Origin of the sequence: Streptomyces exfoliatus, from assembly GCF_000725545.1 — a bacterium.
GTDB classification, from domain to species: domain Bacteria; phylum Actinomycetota; class Actinomycetes; order Streptomycetales; family Streptomycetaceae; genus Streptomyces; species Streptomyces exfoliatus.
Window position 1 is genome coordinate 224666 of the sequence record NZ_JNZP01000002.1, and the last position, 15997, is coordinate 240662.

General features: G+C 72.0%; 18 protein-coding genes and 1 riboswitch. Of the genes, 9 read left to right on the plus strand and 9 right to left on the minus strand.

The window, feature by feature from the left end:
• The first annotated feature begins 44 nt into the window (after positions 1–44).
• The 5 genes from IO20_RS0104155 (at position 45) to IO20_RS36240 (ending at position 4633) form a co-directional block, all read left to right on the plus strand.
• A complete protein-coding gene (locus IO20_RS0104155) occupies positions 45–1292 on the plus strand; it encodes a Mur ligase family protein (RefSeq protein ID WP_030546002.1) in 1248 nt (415 codons plus the stop codon).
• Positions 1293–1311: 19 nt separating this feature from the next.
• Positions 1312–2040, plus strand: a complete 729-nt coding sequence (locus tag IO20_RS0104160; RefSeq protein WP_030206782.1) for a type 1 glutamine amidotransferase — start codon at positions 1312–1314, stop codon at positions 2038–2040.
• Between the two features lie 172 nt (positions 2041–2212).
• Positions 2213–3238, plus strand: a complete 1026-nt coding sequence (locus IO20_RS0104165; RefSeq protein ID WP_030206780.1) for a 6-phosphofructokinase — start codon at positions 2213–2215, stop codon at positions 3236–3238.
• A 104-nt stretch (positions 3239–3342) separates the two neighbouring features.
• Complete coding sequence (locus tag IO20_RS0104170) at positions 3343–4290, plus strand: cytochrome c oxidase assembly protein (RefSeq protein WP_030546000.1); 948 nt, start codon at positions 3343–3345, stop codon at positions 4288–4290.
• Between the two features lie 136 nt (positions 4291–4426).
• The gene (locus IO20_RS36240) at positions 4427–4633 is read left to right on the plus strand and encodes a hypothetical protein (RefSeq protein WP_030545998.1); all 207 of its coding nucleotides are present in this window, start codon (positions 4427–4429) and stop codon (positions 4631–4633) included.
• 24 nt (positions 4634–4657) lie between these two features.
• On the opposite strand, the gene IO20_RS0104180 is transcribed toward IO20_RS36240, so the two are convergent.
• Positions 4658–5701, minus strand: coding sequence for a DUF3048 domain-containing protein (locus tag IO20_RS0104180; RefSeq protein ID WP_030545996.1), 1044 nt, complete (start codon positions 5699–5701; stop codon positions 4658–4660).
• 79 nt (positions 5702–5780) lie between these two features.
• Between IO20_RS0104180 and IO20_RS0104185 the strand changes: the two genes are divergently transcribed.
• Together IO20_RS0104185 and IO20_RS0104190 are read left to right on the plus strand one after the other, a co-directional pair.
• Positions 5781–6509, plus strand: coding sequence for a lysophospholipid acyltransferase family protein (locus IO20_RS0104185; RefSeq protein ID WP_030545994.1), 729 nt, complete (start codon positions 5781–5783; stop codon positions 6507–6509).
• A gap of 64 nt (positions 6510–6573) precedes the next feature.
• Positions 6574–7611 carry an NAD-dependent epimerase/dehydratase family protein gene (locus IO20_RS0104190; RefSeq protein ID WP_030545992.1) on the plus strand — a complete coding sequence of 346 codons (1038 nt, stop codon included), beginning with the start codon at positions 6574–6576 and terminating at the stop codon, positions 7609–7611.
• A 55-nt stretch (positions 7612–7666) separates the two neighbouring features.
• Here the strand turns inward: IO20_RS0104190 and IO20_RS0104195 are convergent, their stop codons facing one another.
• From IO20_RS0104195 to IO20_RS0104235, 8 genes are all read right to left on the minus strand, one after another.
• Entirely contained in the window at positions 7667–9247 is a 1581-nt protein-coding gene (locus IO20_RS0104195) for an alpha/beta hydrolase (RefSeq protein ID WP_078945818.1), read from the minus strand.
• A gap of 143 nt (positions 9248–9390) precedes the next feature.
• Positions 9391–10134: an urease accessory protein UreD gene (locus IO20_RS0104200; RefSeq protein ID WP_030545988.1), complete on the minus strand. Its 744-nt coding sequence runs from the start codon at positions 10132–10134 to the stop codon at positions 9391–9393.
• Positions 10131–10808, minus strand: coding sequence for an urease accessory protein UreG (gene ureG / locus IO20_RS0104205; RefSeq protein ID WP_030545986.1), 678 nt, complete (start codon positions 10806–10808; stop codon positions 10131–10133). Before ureG ends, IO20_RS0104200 begins: the two co-directional genes overlap by 4 nt.
• An 89-nt stretch (positions 10809–10897) precedes the next feature.
• Positions 10898–11563 carry an urease accessory protein UreF gene (locus tag IO20_RS0104210; RefSeq protein WP_030545984.1) on the minus strand — a complete coding sequence of 222 codons (666 nt, stop codon included), beginning with the start codon at positions 11561–11563 and terminating at the stop codon, positions 10898–10900.
• A 10-nt stretch (positions 11564–11573) separates the two neighbouring features.
• Positions 11574–13295 carry an urease subunit alpha gene (locus tag IO20_RS0104215; RefSeq protein WP_030545982.1) on the minus strand — a complete coding sequence of 574 codons (1722 nt, stop codon included), beginning with the start codon at positions 13293–13295 and terminating at the stop codon, positions 11574–11576.
• Positions 13288–13647 carry an urease subunit beta gene (locus tag IO20_RS0104220; RefSeq protein ID WP_030545980.1) on the minus strand — a complete coding sequence of 120 codons (360 nt, stop codon included), beginning with the start codon at positions 13645–13647 and terminating at the stop codon, positions 13288–13290. The genes IO20_RS0104215 and IO20_RS0104220 overlap by 8 nt, the downstream gene beginning before the upstream one ends.
• A gap of 11 nt (positions 13648–13658) precedes the next feature.
• The gene (locus IO20_RS0104225) at positions 13659–13961 is read right to left on the minus strand and encodes an urease subunit gamma (protein WP_030545977.1); all 303 of its coding nucleotides are present in this window, start codon (positions 13959–13961) and stop codon (positions 13659–13661) included.
• Positions 13962–14198: 237 nt separating this feature from the next.
• Entirely contained in the window at positions 14199–14477 is a 279-nt protein-coding gene (locus IO20_RS0104235; RefSeq protein WP_030545975.1) for a type II toxin-antitoxin system Phd/YefM family antitoxin, read from the minus strand.
• 43 nt (positions 14478–14520) lie between these two features.
• Between IO20_RS0104235 and IO20_RS0104240 the strand changes: the two genes are divergently transcribed.
• Complete coding sequence (locus tag IO20_RS0104240; protein WP_030545973.1) at positions 14521–15162, plus strand: ATP-dependent Clp protease proteolytic subunit; 642 nt, start codon at positions 14521–14523, stop codon at positions 15160–15162.
• 7 nt (positions 15163–15169) lie between these two features.
• Positions 15170–15475 (plus strand): hypothetical protein, encoded by a 306-nt coding sequence (locus tag IO20_RS41190; protein WP_030545972.1) that lies wholly within the window; start codon positions 15170–15172, stop codon positions 15473–15475.
• A 390-nt stretch (positions 15476–15865) separates the two neighbouring features.
• Positions 15866–15996, plus strand: a riboswitch (cyclic di-AMP (ydaO/yuaA leader).
• Position 15997: the final 1 nt, after the last annotated feature.

Sequence of the window (15997 nt, forward strand, 5' to 3'; positions counted from 1 at the left end):
CTCGATAGGCTGAGCCCGGACCGACGCAAGGAGGAACAAGAACGATGTCAGGACACCCCGGTAATCCAGAGCCGCTGTCGCCGCGCGCCAAGCTGGCCGTGACGGCGGGCAAGGCCGCGGCCGCGGTGTCGCGTGCGGCGGGGCGCGGCAGTGGATCCGTGATCGGCGGCAAGGTGGCGCTGCGGCTCGACCCGGACCTCCTCGGTCGGCTCGCACAGCACCTGGACGTCGTCCTGGTGTCGGCGACCAACGGCAAGACGACGACGACCCGGCTCATCGCGGAGGCCCTGCGTGCGGCGGGCCCCGTCGTCTCGAACGCGCTCGGCGCCAACATGCCCGCCGGCATCACCTCGGCGCTCGCCGGCGGCTCGGACTCCAAGTACGGCGTCATCGAGGTCGACGAGAAGTACCTCGCCGGCGTCGCCCGCGACACCACGCCCAAGGTGATCGCGCTGCTCAACCTCTCCCGCGACCAGCTCGACCGCGCCGCCGAGACCCGGATGCTCGCCGAGAAGTGGCGCGAGGGGCTCAACGGCACCAAGGCCGTCGTCGTCGCCAACGCCGACGACCCGCTCATCGTCTGGGCCGCCTCCTCCTCGCCCAACGTGGTGTGGGTGGCCGCGGGCCAGGAGTGGAAGGACGACGCCTGGTCGTGCCCCGCCTGCGGCGGTGTGATGCAGCGTCCGGGCGACGACTGGTTCTGCGGCGAGTGCGGCTTCCGCCGTCCCGCGCCGAGCTGGGCGCTCAGCGGCGACCACGTGCTCGACCCGCACGGTTCGGCCTGGCCGATCCGCCTCCAGCTGCCCGGCCGCGCCAACAAGGCGAACGCCGCCACCTCGGCCGCCGTCGCCGCCGTCTTCGGCGTGCCGCCGCAGGTCGCCCTGGAGCGCATGTACCAGGTGCAGGCCGTCGCCGGACGCTACGACGTCGTCTCCTTCCAGGGCCGCGACCTGCGACTGCTGCTCGCGAAGAACCCGGCAGGCTGGCTCGAAACGTTTTCCCTCATCGACCAGCCGCCGACCCCGGTGATCCTCTCCGTCAACGCGCGCGGCGCCGACGGCACGGACACCTCCTGGCTGTGGGACGTGGACTACGGCCGGCTCGCCGGCCACCCGATCATGGTGATCGGCGACCGGAAGCTGGACCTCGCGGTCCGCCTGGAGGTCGCGGGCGTGGACTTCCGCGTCTGCGAGACGATCGACGAGGCCGTCGCGATGGCCCCTCCCGGGCAGATCGAGCTGATCGCCAACTACACCGCCTTCCAGGACGTCCGCCGCCGCGTCGGCAACTGACCCGTAGAGGACTTGCAGCATGAGTGACAGCAGCCTGCGCCTGGTCTGGGTCTACCCGGACCTGCTCAGCACCTACGGCGACCAGGGCAACGTCCTCGTCGTCCAGCGCCGCGCGGAGCAGCGCGGCCTCCACGTCGAGCGCGTCGACGTCCGCAGCGACCAGCCGGTGCCGACCTCCGGCGACATCTACCTGATCGGCGGCGGTGAGGACCGGCCGCAGCGGCTCGCGTCCGAGCGGCTCCGGCGGGACGGCGGCCTGAGCCGGGCCGCGTCCAACGGCGCGATCATCTTCTCGGTCTGCGCCGGCTACCAGATCCTGGGCCACGAGTTCATCAACGACCTCGGCGAGCGCGAGGCCGGCCTGGGTCTGATCGACGTGATCTCGACCCGCGGCGAGGGCGCGCGGTGCGTCGGCGACGTCCTCGCGGACATCGACCCGCGGCTCGGCCTCCCCCAGCTGACGGGCTTCGAGAACCACCAGGGCATCACCCATCTCGGCCCGACGGCCCGGCCGTTCGCCCGGACCGTCTTCGGCAACGGCAACGGGACCGGCGACGGCACCGAGGGCGCGTACAACGACACCGTCTTCGGTACGTACATGCACGGCCCCGTCATGGCCCGGAACCCGCAGATCGCGGACCTGCTCCTGAAGCTGGCCCTCGACGTGAACGCGCTCCCGCCGACCGACGACCGCTGGTACGAGGCGCTGCGCGCCGAGCGCATCACGGCGGCCTCGCAGCCCGCCTGAGTCAGCCCGCCCGAGTCAGCCGGCGCGCCGCTGTCGGCCCCTCGTACGAACGTACGTTGTCCACTGTGCGGACATCCGGTTCGGCCCCGCCACCCTGCGGCGATAGGGTGGCGGGGATCCAGCCGGACGACGTGGTCCGGGAGTCGGCCCACGTTGCAAAGGTTTTTGGGCTATGCGCATTGGCGTGCTCACCTCCGGCGGAGACTGCCCCGGTCTGAACGCTGTCATCCGTTCCGTCGTGCACCGCGCCGTCGTCGACCACGGCGACGAGGTCATCGGCTTCCACGACGGGTGGAAGGGCCTCCTGGAGTGCGACTACCGCAAGCTCGACCTCGAAGCGGTGGGCGGCATCCTGGCCCGGGGCGGCACCATCCTCGGCTCCTCGCGGGTCCAGCCCGCGCACCTGGTCGGCGGCGTCGAGCGCGCCCGCGGCCACGTTGCCGACCTGGGCCTCGACGCCATCATCCCGATCGGTGGCGAAGGCACCCTGAAGGCGGCGAACCTGCTCTCCGAGGCGGGTCTGCCCATCGTCGGTGTCCCGAAGACCATCGACAACGACATCGCCTCCACCGACGTCACGTTCGGCTTCGACACGGCCGTGACCGTCGCCACCGAGGCCCTCGACCGGCTGAAGACCACCGCCGAGTCCCACCAGCGGGTCCTCGTCGTCGAGGTCATGGGCCGCCACACCGGCTGGATAGCGCTGCACTCCGGCATGGCCGCCGGCGCGCACGCCGTGGTCGTCCCCGAGCGCCCCTTCGACATGGACGAGCTGACCGCCCGGGTCGGCGAGCGCTTCGAGGCCGGCAAGCGGTTCGCGATCGTGGTCGTGGCGGAGGGCGCGAAGCCGCGCGAGGGCTCGATGGAGTTCAAGACCGCCGGCACCGACATCTACGGTCACGAGCGCTTCACCGGGATCGCCAACCAGCTCTCCGTGGAGCTGGAGCGGCGGCTCGGCAAGGAGGCCCGCCCGGTGATCCTGGGCCACGTCCAGCGCGGCGGCACCCCGACCGCGTACGACCGGGTCCTCGCCACCCGCTTCGGCTGGCACGCGGTCGAGGCCGCGCACCGCGGCGAGTTCGGCATGCTGACCGCGCTGCGCGGCACCGAGATCACGATGGTTCCGCTGGCCCAGGCCGTGGAGACCCTCAAGACGGTCCCGGCCGACCGGTACGCCGAGGCCGAGTGCGTGCTCTGAGCGGTGCTCGTACGTGACATCCGCCCCCGGTCGCAGTCGCGGCCGGGGGCGGTTCTAGTCTGGTGCGGACAACAAGCGCGAATCGGGCTCCAGGAGTGCACACGATGGATCACAGCGGGCACGGCATGACCACGGATCTGCCGCCGTTCACGCTGGGGCGGGGCCTGGAGTTCTCTCCCGACCTCTTCTTCCTGATCGGCTGCCTCGCGGCGCTCGGTCTGTACGGCGTGGGCGTGGTGCGGCTGCGGCGGCGCGGGGACGCGTGGCCGGTGAGCCGGACGGTGTTCTTCACGGTCGGCGTGCTGACCGTCGCGCTCGTGACCTGCACCAAGCTCAACGACTACGGCATGGTCATGTTCAGCGTGCACATGGTGCAGCACATGGTGATCTCCATGCTGTCGCCGATCCTGCTGCTGCTCGGCGCGCCGGTGACGCTGGCGCTGCGGGCGCTCCCGGTGGCGGGCCGCGGGTCGACGGGGCCGCGCGAACTGCTCCTGAAGCTGCTGCACAGCCGGTACATCAAGGTGATCACGCACCCCGGCTTCACGATCCCGATGTTCATCGCGAGCCTGTACGCGCTGTACTTCACGCCGCTCTTCGACTTCCTGATGGGCTCGAAGCCGGGGCACATCGGGATGATGGTGCACTTCCTGATGGTGGGCGTGGTCTTCTTCTGGCCGATCATGGGCGTCGACCCGGGTCCGCACCGGCCGGGCTATGTGATGCGGATGCTGGAGCTGTTCGCGGGCATGCCGTTCCACGCCTTCTTCGGCATCGCGCTGATGATGGCGTCGGAGCCGATGGTCAAGGCGTACGAGAATCCGCCGGCGTCGCTGGGCATCGACGTGCTCACCGACCAGAACGCGGCGGGCGGCATCGCGTGGGCGTTCAGCGAGATCCCGTCCGTGCTCGTGCTGATCGCGCTGGTCTACCAGTGGTACCACTCCGAGCAGCGACAGGCGGTCCGCCAGGACCGGGCCGCCGACCGGAACGGGGACAAGGAGCTGGAGGCGTACAACGCGTACCTGGCCTCCCTCCAGACCCGGCGGTGACGCTCCTCGCCGGATCTAGGGACCCTGCGGCGTTCCCGGCGCACGCCGGAGCGTCCGGGGAGTAGCGCGCGCCCCTCCCGGGGGGTCACCATGGCCTGGACGGCTTCCGTGTCCTCGGCTGGAGGAGGGCGGACTGATGTCCGGTTCCACGAAGACGATGACGGTGCTCACCTGTGCCGCGCTGGTGCTGACGACGGCGTACACGGTGGCACTCGGCAGCAGCGGCTGGCTCTGGTTCGCCTGGATCGTGCTCGGAGTGGCGACGATCGGCCTCGCCGCCTCGGACAGCGCGCCCCCGTCCGCCCCCCGCCGCCGACCCCCGCCCGGCCCGTCGCGTCCCTAGCACGGCCTGATCCGAACGGTGACCCTAGCCCCTCGGGGCCAGGACCACCCAGACCTGGCCCGGTGCGAAGGCGAGTCGCTGTCCGTCCGGAGTGGTGAAGGCGGTGCCGGCCGTCGCCGTGGGACGGGACCAGCGGGCCTCGTGGGCGCGTCCGTCGCGCAGGACGAGCGCGGTGCCGCTGCCGACGGTCTCGGTGTACGGGGAGACGCTGCCGAGGAAGTCGTGGAAGCGCGACGGGCGGATGTCGACGTACTGGACCACGACGGTCGCCGGTTTCAGCGGTCCGGCGTCCGTGGTCACGGCGGTCCTGCCGTCCATCGCGACCCGCCAGGCCTTGTCGGGGGCGGACCACGTGAAGGTGTACCGGGCGGCGGGGTAACGCACGGTGCGCTCGCGGACCGGGGTGCCGCCCTCGGGAGCCGTACCGAAGCGGAAGCCGATGTCCTGGGCGAGCCCGGTGCCGGGGGCCGCCGCCAGGGCCCGGCCCGGCAGCAGGTACAGGTTGTGGGGCGCGGGCCGGCTCGCACCGCGGACGAAGGCCCGGGGGGCGTCCTCCGGCGGCAGCGCGTGCAGGGGAGCGGCCTTGAGCAGCGGTTTCAGGGCGGTCTGGGAGCCGGAGTAGGCCAGCGCGGGGTCGTCGAACTGCGCGAGCAGCTCGACGTCGGACTCACGGGCGCTGCGGACGGGGCCCGTCCGGTCGGGGAGCCGGGAGGAGAAGACGGCGAGGAGTCGGGTCTGGCCGGCCTCGACCTGTTCGACGTAGACCAGGTCGGCCGCGGCGAGGCCGGTGTGGGGACGGGCGGGACCCACGTTGTCGATCTTGACGGCGAGCACCGGTGCGGGGCGGGCGGGAAGCCCGGTGAAGGGTGAGCGCCCGGTCGGCGCAGCCGTCGTGGGGGCCGGGGTCGTGGGAGCGGGCGTGGTGGGCGGGGGTGCCGTGGTAGCGGGACTCGGTGTGGGTTCGGGCCTGCCCTGATCGGAGCAGCCGTACAGACCGGCCGCCGTCAGCGCGCACAGCAGCGCGGTGAGGACGCGGCCGGGGCGTCTGGTTCGCCGCTCGCTCGTCATGTGACGCTCCCCCATCAGTGGACCACGGGCCCGCGCACGGATACAACGGGCTTGACGGACGACGAAACGGGGGTCGCTGGTGTTCTACCACCTGATGAAGCACGTACTGCTCGGACCGCTCCTGAGGCTGCTGTTCCGGCCGCGGATCGAGGGGCTCGAACACATCCCGGAGGAGGGCGCGGCGATCGTCGCGGGCAATCACCTGTCCTTCTCCGACCACTTCCTGATGCCGGCGGTCCTCGACCGGCGGATCACCTTCCTCGCGAAGCAGGAGTACTTCACCGGGCCGGGCATCAAGGGCCGGCTGACGGCCGCCTTCTTCCGGGCGGCCGGGCAGATCCCGGTCGACCGGTCGGGGAAGGAGGCCGGGAAGGCGGCGATCCGCGAGGGGCTCGGCGTCCTCGACCGGGGCGAGCTGCTCGGCATCTATCCGGAGGGGACGCGGTCGCACGACGGGCGGCTCTACAAGGGGAAGGTGGGCGTGGCGGTGATGGCGCTGACGGCCGGGGTGCCGGTGGTGCCCTGCGCGATGGTGGGGACCTTCGAGATCCAGCCGCCGGGGAAGGTCGTGCCGAGGATCCGGCGGGTCACCATCCGGTTCGGGGAGCCGCTGGATTTCTCGCGGTTCGCGGGCTCGGCGGGTGAGAGGACGGTGGTCCGCGCGGTGACCGACGAGATCATGTACGAGATCCTGCGGCTGTCCGGGCAGGAGTACGTGGACGAGTACGCGGCGGTCGTGAAGGCCGCGGAGGCATCGGAGGCCCCGGGCGGGGCGCCCCCGCGAAAGTTCCCCGGCCGGGAACGCTGAGGGCGGATCCGCGCACGGCGCAATCCCCTGGGGCCGGCCTCCGGACATCCGTACCGTCGCCTCCATGACCAAGGGAAACGCGTTCGTGCTGGGTGCGTCGGGACAGGTGGGGCGGGCGTCCGTGCGGGCCCTCCTCGCGGACGGCTGGGAGGTGACGGCCGCCTCGCGGGGCGGTGTCAGGGACGAGAGGTGGCCCGAGGAGGTGCGGTCGGTGCGGCTCGACCGTACCGAGGAGGGGGCGCTCGCGGCGGGGCTCGGCGACAGCTGTGACGTGCTCGTGGACATCGTCGCCTTCGACGGCGGGCACGGCAGGCAGCTGACCGGACTCGTCGACCGGATCGGTTCGGCGGTGGTGGTGTCGAGCGGCGCCGTCTACGAGGACGAGCGGGGCCGCAGCTTCGACACCCAGGACGAGCAGGACGGCTTTCCCGCCTTCCCGGTTCCGGTCGCGGAGGACTGGCGGACGGTCGCACCGGGCGACGCCACGTACGGCACCCGGAAGGTGGCCCTGGAGCGGGAGTTGCTCGCGGCGGGCGACGCGCTGCCGACGACGCTGCTGCGGGCGGGCGCCATCCACGGCCCGTACTGTCCGGGTCCGCGCGAGCTGTGGTTCGTGAAGCGGGTGCTCGACGGCCGGAGGGTGCGTCCGCTCGCGTACGCCGGCAGGTCACGGTTCCACCCGGCGCACGTGGACAACCTCGCGGAGCTGGTCCGGCTCGCGGCGGCGAACCCGGGCAGCCGGGTGCTCAACGGCGCCGATCCGGAGGCGCCGACGGTGGCCGAGATCGGGGCGGCGATCGACGCGGTCATGGGCGTCGAGAGCGAGACGGTGCTCATCGAGGGGGCGCCGCCGGAGGGCGTCGTCGGGCTCACCCCGTGGACCGCCCCGCACCCCATCGTCTACGACATGACGGCGGCCGAGAGGGAGTTGGGGTACCGGCCCGTGGTGTCGTACTCCGGATCGCTGCCGGAGACGGTGGCGTGGCTGACCGGGCACCTGTCGGGACGGGACTGGCGGGAGGCCTTCCCCGGTCTCGCCAAGTACGGGGTCGACTTCTTCGACTACGCGGCGGAGGACGCCTGGTCGGCGTCACGGGCATGAAGGAAGGGGCGGCCGTCGGACGGCCGCCCCTTCCTTCGTCACGCGGTGCGGGCCGTCACGGCTGCGGCGTGGCGTGCGGGGCGCAGGTCTGGTCCGTGGCGTCCAGCTTCCCGGTCAGCAGATAGGCCTCGACCCTGGTGTTGACGCACGGGTTGACGGCGTTGGTGATGCCGTGCGAGCCGGCGTCCCGCTCCGTGATCAGGCGCGAGCCCTTGAACCGCTTGTGCAGTTCGACGGCGCCCGCGTACGGGGTGGCGGCGTCGCGCTCGGACTGGGTGATGAGCACCGGCGGCAGGCCCTTGCCGGTCCTCACCTCGGTCGGGCGCTGGCGCGGGGCGGACCAGGTGGCGCAGGGCAGGTTCATCCACGCGTTGGCCCAGGTCATGAACGGGTGCTGCTCGTGGAGCCGGCTGTTGTCCCGGTCCCACTTCTTCCAGCTGGTCGGCCAGGGCGCGTCGGCGCACTCGACCGCGGTGTAGACGGCGTTGCCGTTCTCCGAGGCCGCGTTGCCGGCCGTGTCGGCCGGGTCCGATGCGGCCGAGTCGATCAGCGGCTGCGGGTCGCCCGCCGCGTACGCGCTCCAGGCCTCGGCGACCGGGGCCCACATGGAGTCGTAGTAGGGGGCGTTCTGGAAGAAGCCGATGAGCTCGGCCGGGCCGACCTTCCCGCCGAGGGGCGCCTTCTTGGCGGCGGCGCGCAGGGTCTCCCACTGCTGCCGGACCTCCTCGTAGGTGTCGCCGAGGTGGTAGGCGGCGTCGTGCCGGGCGACCCAGGTCATCCAGTCCTTCAGCCTGCCCTCGAAGGCGATGTCCTGGTCGAGGTTGGCCTCGTACCAGATCTTCTGCTTCGACGGGTTGACGACGCTGTCGAGGACCATGCGGCGGACGTGGGTCGGGAAGAGGGTGCCGTAGACCGCGCCGAGGTAGGTGCCGTACGAGACGCCGACGAAGTTCAGCTTCTTCTCGCCGAGTGCGGCGCGGACGACGTCGAGGTCGCGGGCGGTGTTGCGCGTGTTGATGAAGGGCAGCAGGTCGCCGCTCTTCTCGGCGCAGCCCTCGGCGTACTCGGCGGCCAGCTTGCGCTGCGCGAGCTTGTCGGCCTCGCTGTCGGGGACCGGGTCGGCCTTGGGGCCCTTGACGAACTCGGCCGGGTCGACGCAGGAGATGGGCGCGGACTTGCCGACGCCGCGCGGGTCGAAGCCCACGAAGTCGTAGGCCTTGGCGGTGTTCGCCCAGATCGCGTTCTTCGTGGTGACCCGGCGCGGGAAACGCAGGCCGGAGCCGCCGGGGCCGCCCGGGTTGTAGAGGAGCGCGCCCTGGTGCTCGGAGGGGGTACCGGTGGCCTTGATCCGGTCCACGGCTATCTTGATCTTCTTGCCGTCGGGCCTGGCGTAGTCGACCGGGACGGTGACCCAGCCGCACTGGATCGGCTTCTCCAGACCCCAGCCGGTCGGACAGTCCTGCCAGTCGATGCCCGCCTGAGCCGCCCGCGCGGCGGCGACGGTGACGCCGATCGCCTCCACGTCGCGCAGCTGCCGGTCGCTGTCGGCGTTCGCCGCCGGGGCCGCGAGCGCGCCCACGACGAGCGCGCCGGCCATCAGAGTGCCGGCCGAACCGAGCACTGCCGTGCGTGCCACAAGTCCTCCCCCTGTAGGTGTCGTTCTGTCCGGGGGATCCTTTCGTCAGGGGGCCGTCCGGCGTAAGCCCGTACAGGTGTTTCTTTGCCGAACCCATAACCGGTGCCCGTGCACCGCTGAGCGGTGCGCTCGTGAGGGTCCGGTCAGAGCGGGGCGAGTTCGGCGAGGGCGGTGTCGAGCAGGCGACGCACGGCGAGGGCGTCGGGGGCGACGGCGGAGACGAGGGCGGCGGGTCCGGCGAGCGGGCTGACGGCGCCGTTCTCGCCGAGCAGCCGGGGCTCCACCGGCTTCTCCGCGAACCCGGGCTCCACGACCAGGAGTTGACCGGTGGCGCGGTGGCCGCCGAGGACGGCGCCACCGTCCCAGCCGCCGGGAGCGCCGGGACCGAAGGCGAGCTCCTGGTCGAGGAGGGGGCATCCGGCGCGGCGGACGGTGAGGCGGGTGACCAGGGTGCCGGGCGGTTCGCCGTGGCGGCCGAGGATCTGTTCCTCGCGGAGCACCAGGCGTGCGGTGGGGGCGAGTTCGACGACCGTACGCATCCGCAGGTCAGAGCCCTGGACGGAGACCAGCTGTTCGGGCAGCCAGCGCAGGACGCCCGCCTCGCCGACGGTGATCCGGACGTCGTACGCGGCGGGCTCTGCGCTCCGCCCCGGCAGGGCGAGGGTGGCGGCGGCCGAGTCGACCAGGAGCCGGGCCCCGTCCCGTACCTCGGTCTCGACGGCGAGCCGGTCGCCGCCGAGCGGGGCGCTCATCGCCCCGACGACGGTGACCCGGGTGTACGGCCCTGACGCCCTGGTGCGACGCAGGGCGAGGGGCCCGTCGCTCACCAGGAGCGGCAGTCCGCCGTCGGCGTCGGCGACGATCCGGGCCGTGGCGCGCAGGCTCACGCGGTCCATGCCCCGAGCTGGGCGCGGACCCAGTCGGCGACGGGGGCGATGCCGTCCTCGGCGCGCAGCGAGGTGAAGGCGACGGGGAGTTCGCCGCGCTGCTCTCCGGCGTCGCGGGCCATCCGCGCCAGGTCGGAGCCGACGTGCGGCGCGAGGTCGGTCTTGTTGATCACGAGCAGGTCGGCCGTGGTGACACCTGGGCCGCCCTTGCGCGGGATGTCGTCGCCGCCGGCGACGTCGATGACGAAGATCTGGGCGTCGACGAGCCCCTTGGAGAAGGTGGCGGTGAGGTTGTCGCCGCCGGACTCGACGAGGATCAGGTCGAGCGGTCCGACCGTGTCCTCAAGGTCCTCGACCGCTTCGAGGTTGGCGGAGATGTCGTCGCGGATGGCGGTGTGCGGGCAGGCGCCCGTCTCCACGGCCTGGATGCGCTCGGGCGGCAGGACGGCGTTGCGCAGCAGGAACTCGGCGTCCTCGCGGGTGTAGATGTCGTTGGTGACGACGGCCAGGGAGAGCGTGTCGCGCAGGACCCGGCAGAGCGCGGCGACGGTGGCGGTCTTGCCTGAGCCGACGGGGCCGCCGAGTCCGATGCGCAGGGCGCGGCGGGTGCCGTCGGGGCGGCGGGCGTCGGCGGAGATGGCGCCGTGGGAGGTGTGGCCGTGGTCGAGATGCATGGGGCGGCTCCTAGCGGGTTCTGACGGTCCGACGGTTCTTGCGGGCCGACGGCTCCGGCGGTCCGGCGGTTCTGGGGGTTCTGGGGGGTCTACGAGGCGAAGAGGCGGACGGGCCAGGCAGCGTGCTGTTCGGCCGTGAGGTCGAGCAGCGGCGCGGAGGCGGCGGGCAGGGCGTCGATCCCCTGGCGGGCGGCGGCCGCGGCCCGCTCGGCCACCTGGTCCATCTCGGGTACGAGGCGGGCGAGGACGGCGGTGGCCTGGTAGGGGTCGAGGCCGAGGAGGCGTACGACCGCGGTGGCGGGGCCGCCGACCGTCTCGTAGGCGACGCAGTACGCGGCGTCCTCGGCGTCGAGGCCGGCGGCCAGGGCGGTGGTGCCGAGGACGACGGGCTGGTGGGCACCGCGCGGGTACATCGCGGCAAGCGCGTCGAGCCGCGCGCTCGGCCAGGTGGCGCGGGCGGCCCGCATCAGCTGGCGGCCGAGTCTGCGGGCGACCGCGCGCAGGGCGGGTGAGGGGGTGCGGGCGTCGGCCGCCGCGTCGAGTGCGGCCGGGTCGAGTCCGTACGCGGCCGCGGCGGCGAGCGCGGCGGAGGTGAGGCCGGTGGTGTGCAGCCGGCCCCGGCAGAAGGATTCGAGCCCGGCGGCGTCCTTGACGCGGCCGGCCCGGACGGCGGCCTCGGCGCCGCCGGAGTGAGCGTGCCCGCCGGCGGGAAAGCGTCCGTCGGCGAGCACGAGAAGGGCTGAGCGTGAGGTCATCGGATCTCTGTCAGAAGAGGAAGTAGCGCTGGGCCATGGGCAGTTCGGCGGCGGGCGCGGGTTCGACCGGCTCGCCGTCGATGGTCACGGAGAAGGTGTCGGCGTCGACCTCGACCCGGGGCAGGGCGTCGTTCTCCCGCATGTCGGCCTTGGTGACCCGCCGGGTGGAGGCGATGGCGGCGAACTCCTTGTGCACGCCCAGCCTTCGGGGCAGGTCGTCCTCGATCGCCGCCTCTGCGACGAAGTTGACCGAACCGGCCGCCGCGGCCTTGCCGAGGGCGCCGAACATCGGGCGGGGCAGGACCGGCTGGGGGGTGGGGATGGAGGCGTTGGCGTCGCCCATCTGCGCGTACGCGATCTGGCCGCCCTTGATGACGACGAGCGGCTTCACTCCGAAGAAGGCGGGTTCCCAGAGGACCAGGTCGGCGAGCTTGCCGGGTTCGACCGAGCCGATGAGGTGGTCCATGCCCTGGGCGACGGCCGGGTTGATCGTGTACTTGGCGACGTACCGGCGCACCCGGTGGTTGTCGGCGCGACCGTCCCCCGGCAGGGCGCCGCGGCGCTTCTTCATGACGTGGGCGGTCTGCCAGGTCCGCATGATCACCTCGCCGATCCTGCCCATGGCCTGGGAGTCGGAGGAGATGATCGAGATGGCGCCCAGGTCGTGGAGGACGTCCTCCGCGGCGATGGTGGAGGGCCGGATGCGGGACTCCGCGAAGGCGAGGTCCTCGGGGACGGCCGGGTTGAGGTGGTGGCAGACCATCAGCATGTCGAGGTGTTCCTCGATGGTGTTGACGGTGTGCGGCCGGGTCGGGTTGGTGGAGCTGGGCAGGATGTACGGCTCGGAGACCACCGTGATGATGTCGGGGGCGTGCCCGCCGCCGGCTCCCTCGGTGTGGTACGCGTGGACGGTGCGACCGGCGATGGCGGCGAGGGTGTCGCCGACGAAGCCCGCCTCGTTGAGGGTGTCGGTGTGGATGGCGAGCTGGGCGCCGGTCTCCTCGCACACGCTGAGGCAGGCGTCGATGACGGCGGGGGTGGCTCCCCAGTCCTCGTGGATCTTGAACCCGAGTGCTCCGCCACGGAGTTGGGAGCGCATGGCCTCCCGGGACGTGGTGTTGCCCTTGCCGAGCAGGCCGATGTTGACGGGGAAGGTGTCGAGGGCCTCGAACATCCGGGCCGTGTGCCAGGGGCCGGGCGTGACCGTGGTCGCCTTGGTGCCCTCGGCCGGTCCCGTACCGCCGCCGACGAGGGTGGTGACGCCGGTGGCGAGGGCCTGTTCGACGACGGTGGGCGAGATGAAGTGGACGTGGGCGTCGACGGCGCCCGCGGTGACGATCCTGCCGTTGCCGACGATGATCTCGGTCTCGGGGCCGATGACGAGGTCGGGGTGGACGCCGTCCATGGTGTCGGGGTTCCCCGCCTTGCCGAGCGCGGTGATCCGGCCGTCCCTGATGCCGATGTCGGCCTTGACGATCCCCCAGTGGTCGATGACCAGGGCGCCGGTGATCACGGTGTCGGGCGCGCCCTCGGCGCGGGTGGTGCGGGCCTGGCCCATCGACTCGCGGATGACCTTGCCGCCGCCGAAGACGGCCTCGTCACCGGCCCGGCCGGGGCCGCCGCTGCGGTCCTCCTCGATCTCGACGAGGAGGTCGGTGTCGGCGAGCCGGACGCGGTCGCCGGTGGTGGGGCCGAAGAGGTCGGCGTAGACGGCACGGTGCAGCTCAGGCACGGGACTCTCCGTTCGCACCGGTGACCCCGGCGGCGGTGGCGTCGGGGTCGAGGGGGCCCGCGGTCTCGCCGCGCAGGCCCGGGACGACCCGGCGGCCGGCGATCGGGACGAGCTCGACCTCGACGGGGATGCCGGGTTCGAAGCGGACGGCGGTCCCGGCGGCGATGTGGAGCCGTTGCCCGCGCGCGGCGGCCCGGTCGAACTCCAGGCCGGGGTTGACCTCGGCGAAGTGGTAGTGCGAGCCGACCTGGACGGGCCGGTCGGCGGCATTGAGCACGGTCAGGCGGGTGACGGGGCGTCCCTCGTTGAGGGCGACGGGGCCGTCCGCGTACAGGATCTCTCCGGGGATCATCGGCGGCCCGTTCAGACGATGGGGTCGTGGACGGTGACGAGTTTGGTGCCGTCGGGGAAGGTGGCCTCGACCTGGACGTCGTGGATCATCTCGGGGATGCCGTCCATGACCTCCTCGCGGGAGAGCACCTTGCGTCCGGAGGCCATCAGCTCGGCGACGGTACGGCCGTCGCGGGCGCCTTCCAGGATGTGGGAGGTGAGGAGCGCGACGGCCTCGGGGTGGTTGAGCCGCACTCCCCTGGCCCGGCGCTTCTCGGCCACGTCCGCCGCCACATGGATGAGCAGGCGTTCCTGCTCGTGCGGGCTCAGTTGCACTCTTCCACCTCACAGTCGTCGACCGGGACACCCGGACAGCCGTGGACCCTACCGACCGTCAACAAGGCGTTGAGGTGCCGAGATGCGGCACACGGTCAGACATTGCACGTTAGGGCGGAAGTTTTTCCGGCTCGTTAACTGCGGCTTTGCATTTCCATGATCATCGGACCCGTCCGGATCGCACGGGTCGCCTTGGTCGCCATGGCGGCCATGGCTGCCATGGGCCATCACCGGTCGTTACGAGGAGCCCGGCTCGCGGTGGTGGGCGGCGATGCCGAAGCGGCGCTGTTCGCCGGCGGCGGAGTCGACCGGGTGGAGGCCGGAGACCGAGCTGACCACCTGCTCGCCGGCCGGCTTCTCCGCCGCTTCGAGTTCCTCCAGGTCAGCGGCTGAGACCAGGGCGACGAGCGGCTTCCCGTGGCGGGTGACGACGACGCGCTCACCGCCGTACACGACGCGGTTGATGAGGTCGGCCAGCTCAGCCCGCGCTTGCGTCACCGGGATCTCGTAGGTCATGCTCCCCATCTTACGGTCTGTACGTCCTGTACATTTTTTACAGATGGAGGTACCCGTCATGCACGCCCGCCACGTCCTGCCCGAATTCACGGAGCGGACCGCCCACGGCACCCGGACCCTCGACCCCTACTCCAAGCTCCTCGAGTCCCGGATCGTCTTCCTCGGCACACCGATCGACGAGACAGCGGCCAACGACGTCATCGCCCAGCTCCTCCATCTGGACCACGCGGCGCCCGACCAGGCCGTCTCGCTCTACCTCAACTCCCCCGGCGGCTCCGTCAGCGCCATGACGGCGGTCTACGACACCATGCGCTCGCTGCACTGCGAGGTGGAGACCACCTGCCTCGGCCAGGTCGAGTCCACCGCCGCGGTCCTGCTCGCCGCCGGCACTCCGGGCAGGCGTCTGATGCTCGCGGGCGCCCGCGCCACCCTCCGGCAGCCCGCCGTGGAGGAGCCGCTGCGGGGGCAGCTCAGCGACCTCGACATCCACGCGCGCGAACTGCTCCGACTGCGCTCGCTGATGGCCGGGATGCTCGCCGAGCACACGGGGCAGGACCGGGGGCGGATCGACGCCGACCTCGACCGCCTCACCGTCCTCGACGCGCCGGCGGCGGTCGCGTACGGCCTGGTCGACCACGTGGTCACCAGCAGGCGGGCGGCATCCGCCGGCGCCACGGCGCGGTGAGGCGGCCGTGGTTCCGGAACTGCCGCCCCTGCCCGCCCTGACGCGGGCCGAGGGGGAACTCGTCGACGCGTACCTCGAAGTCGCCGACCTCCTCGGGAAGATCAATCCATCCAGGGGTACGCATACCTATGGAGCGCTGCGAGCGGCGCAAGCCCTGGTGGGAAGGGCGGAGGCTCTGCGCGAGGCTCTGACGCTCATGCATATGCGAGGGGAGCACGAGGTTCACGCGGACACATTGGCGCGCGCCCTGCGGGTGTTGGACGGGGAGCGGAGGACCGGCCGCGTCACTGTCCGCGACTCGCAGGCGAGTTGACATTCCGGCGCGTCGTGTCGAGGGCCGTACGGCCGACGCGCACCGCAGAATCGCTCCCCCGTTCGGCGTAGTCGACGAGTCGACATATGTGCCGGGTGACTTGCACATCACGTGCACGCATCTGGCCGAACGGGGCGTTCCACCCCTGGTGCGGGGCTCGTCGGCCAAACCTCCGACGATCACGAAACCATCCTGTCCACCCGTATGGATCAGTCGTGAGGAGCCTCACATATCGCCGTTTCAGCTCGGATTTCGACCTCTGTGTGGGTCAAGATCCCTGACGACGACAAGCCCCCGCCACCGCGGCGGGGCGGTCCGGGCGGACGCCGAGTCCTGCCGCTGTCCCGGACGTCTGGTCGACAGGAGTGGATCGGCAGGAGTGGAGGACCCGATTTTTACGGGGCGTACGCGCTGTTCCGGCAGCGGGGCCGTCCCTTGGGGTGAAGCCGCGTCAGCGGCCGGGCATCTTCGCCAGCCCGAACCCGACAGGTCATCCTTCGCAGGCGGCTGACGAAGGGTTGC

Bases quoted from the DNA above. Each gene is read 5' to 3' on its own strand.
- IO20_RS0104155 (WP_030546002.1), top strand. From the start codon at position 45: ATGTCAGGACACCCCGGTAATCCAGAGCCGCTGTCGCCGCGCGCCAAG.
- IO20_RS0104160 (WP_030206782.1), top strand. From the start codon at position 1,312: ATGAGTGACAGCAGCCTGCGCCTGGTCTGGGTCTACCCGGACCTGCTC.
- IO20_RS0104165 (WP_030206780.1), top strand. From the start codon at position 2,213: ATGCGCATTGGCGTGCTCACCTCCGGCGGAGACTGCCCCGGTCTGAAC.
- IO20_RS0104170 (WP_030546000.1), top strand. From the start codon at position 3,343: ATGGATCACAGCGGGCACGGCATGACCACGGATCTGCCGCCGTTCACG.
- IO20_RS36240 (WP_030545998.1), top strand. From the start codon at position 4,427: ATGTCCGGTTCCACGAAGACGATGACGGTGCTCACCTGTGCCGCGCTG.
- IO20_RS0104180 (WP_030545996.1), bottom strand. From the start codon at position 5,701: ATGACGAGCGAGCGGCGAACCAGACGCCCCGGCCGCGTCCTCACCGCG.
- IO20_RS0104190 (WP_030545992.1), top strand. From the start codon at position 6,574: ATGACCAAGGGAAACGCGTTCGTGCTGGGTGCGTCGGGACAGGTGGGG.
- ureG (WP_030545986.1), bottom strand. From the start codon at position 10,808: ATGCATCTCGACCACGGCCACACCTCCCACGGCGCCATCTCCGCCGAC.
- IO20_RS0104210 (WP_030545984.1), bottom strand. From the start codon at position 11,563: ATGACCTCACGCTCAGCCCTTCTCGTGCTCGCCGACGGACGCTTTCCC.
- IO20_RS0104220 (WP_030545980.1), bottom strand. From the start codon at position 13,647: ATGATCCCCGGAGAGATCCTGTACGCGGACGGCCCCGTCGCCCTCAAC.
- IO20_RS0104235 (WP_030545975.1), bottom strand. From the start codon at position 14,477: ATGACCTACGAGATCCCGGTGACGCAAGCGCGGGCTGAGCTGGCCGAC.
- IO20_RS0104240 (WP_030545973.1), top strand. From the start codon at position 14,521: ATGGAGGTACCCGTCATGCACGCCCGCCACGTCCTGCCCGAATTCACG.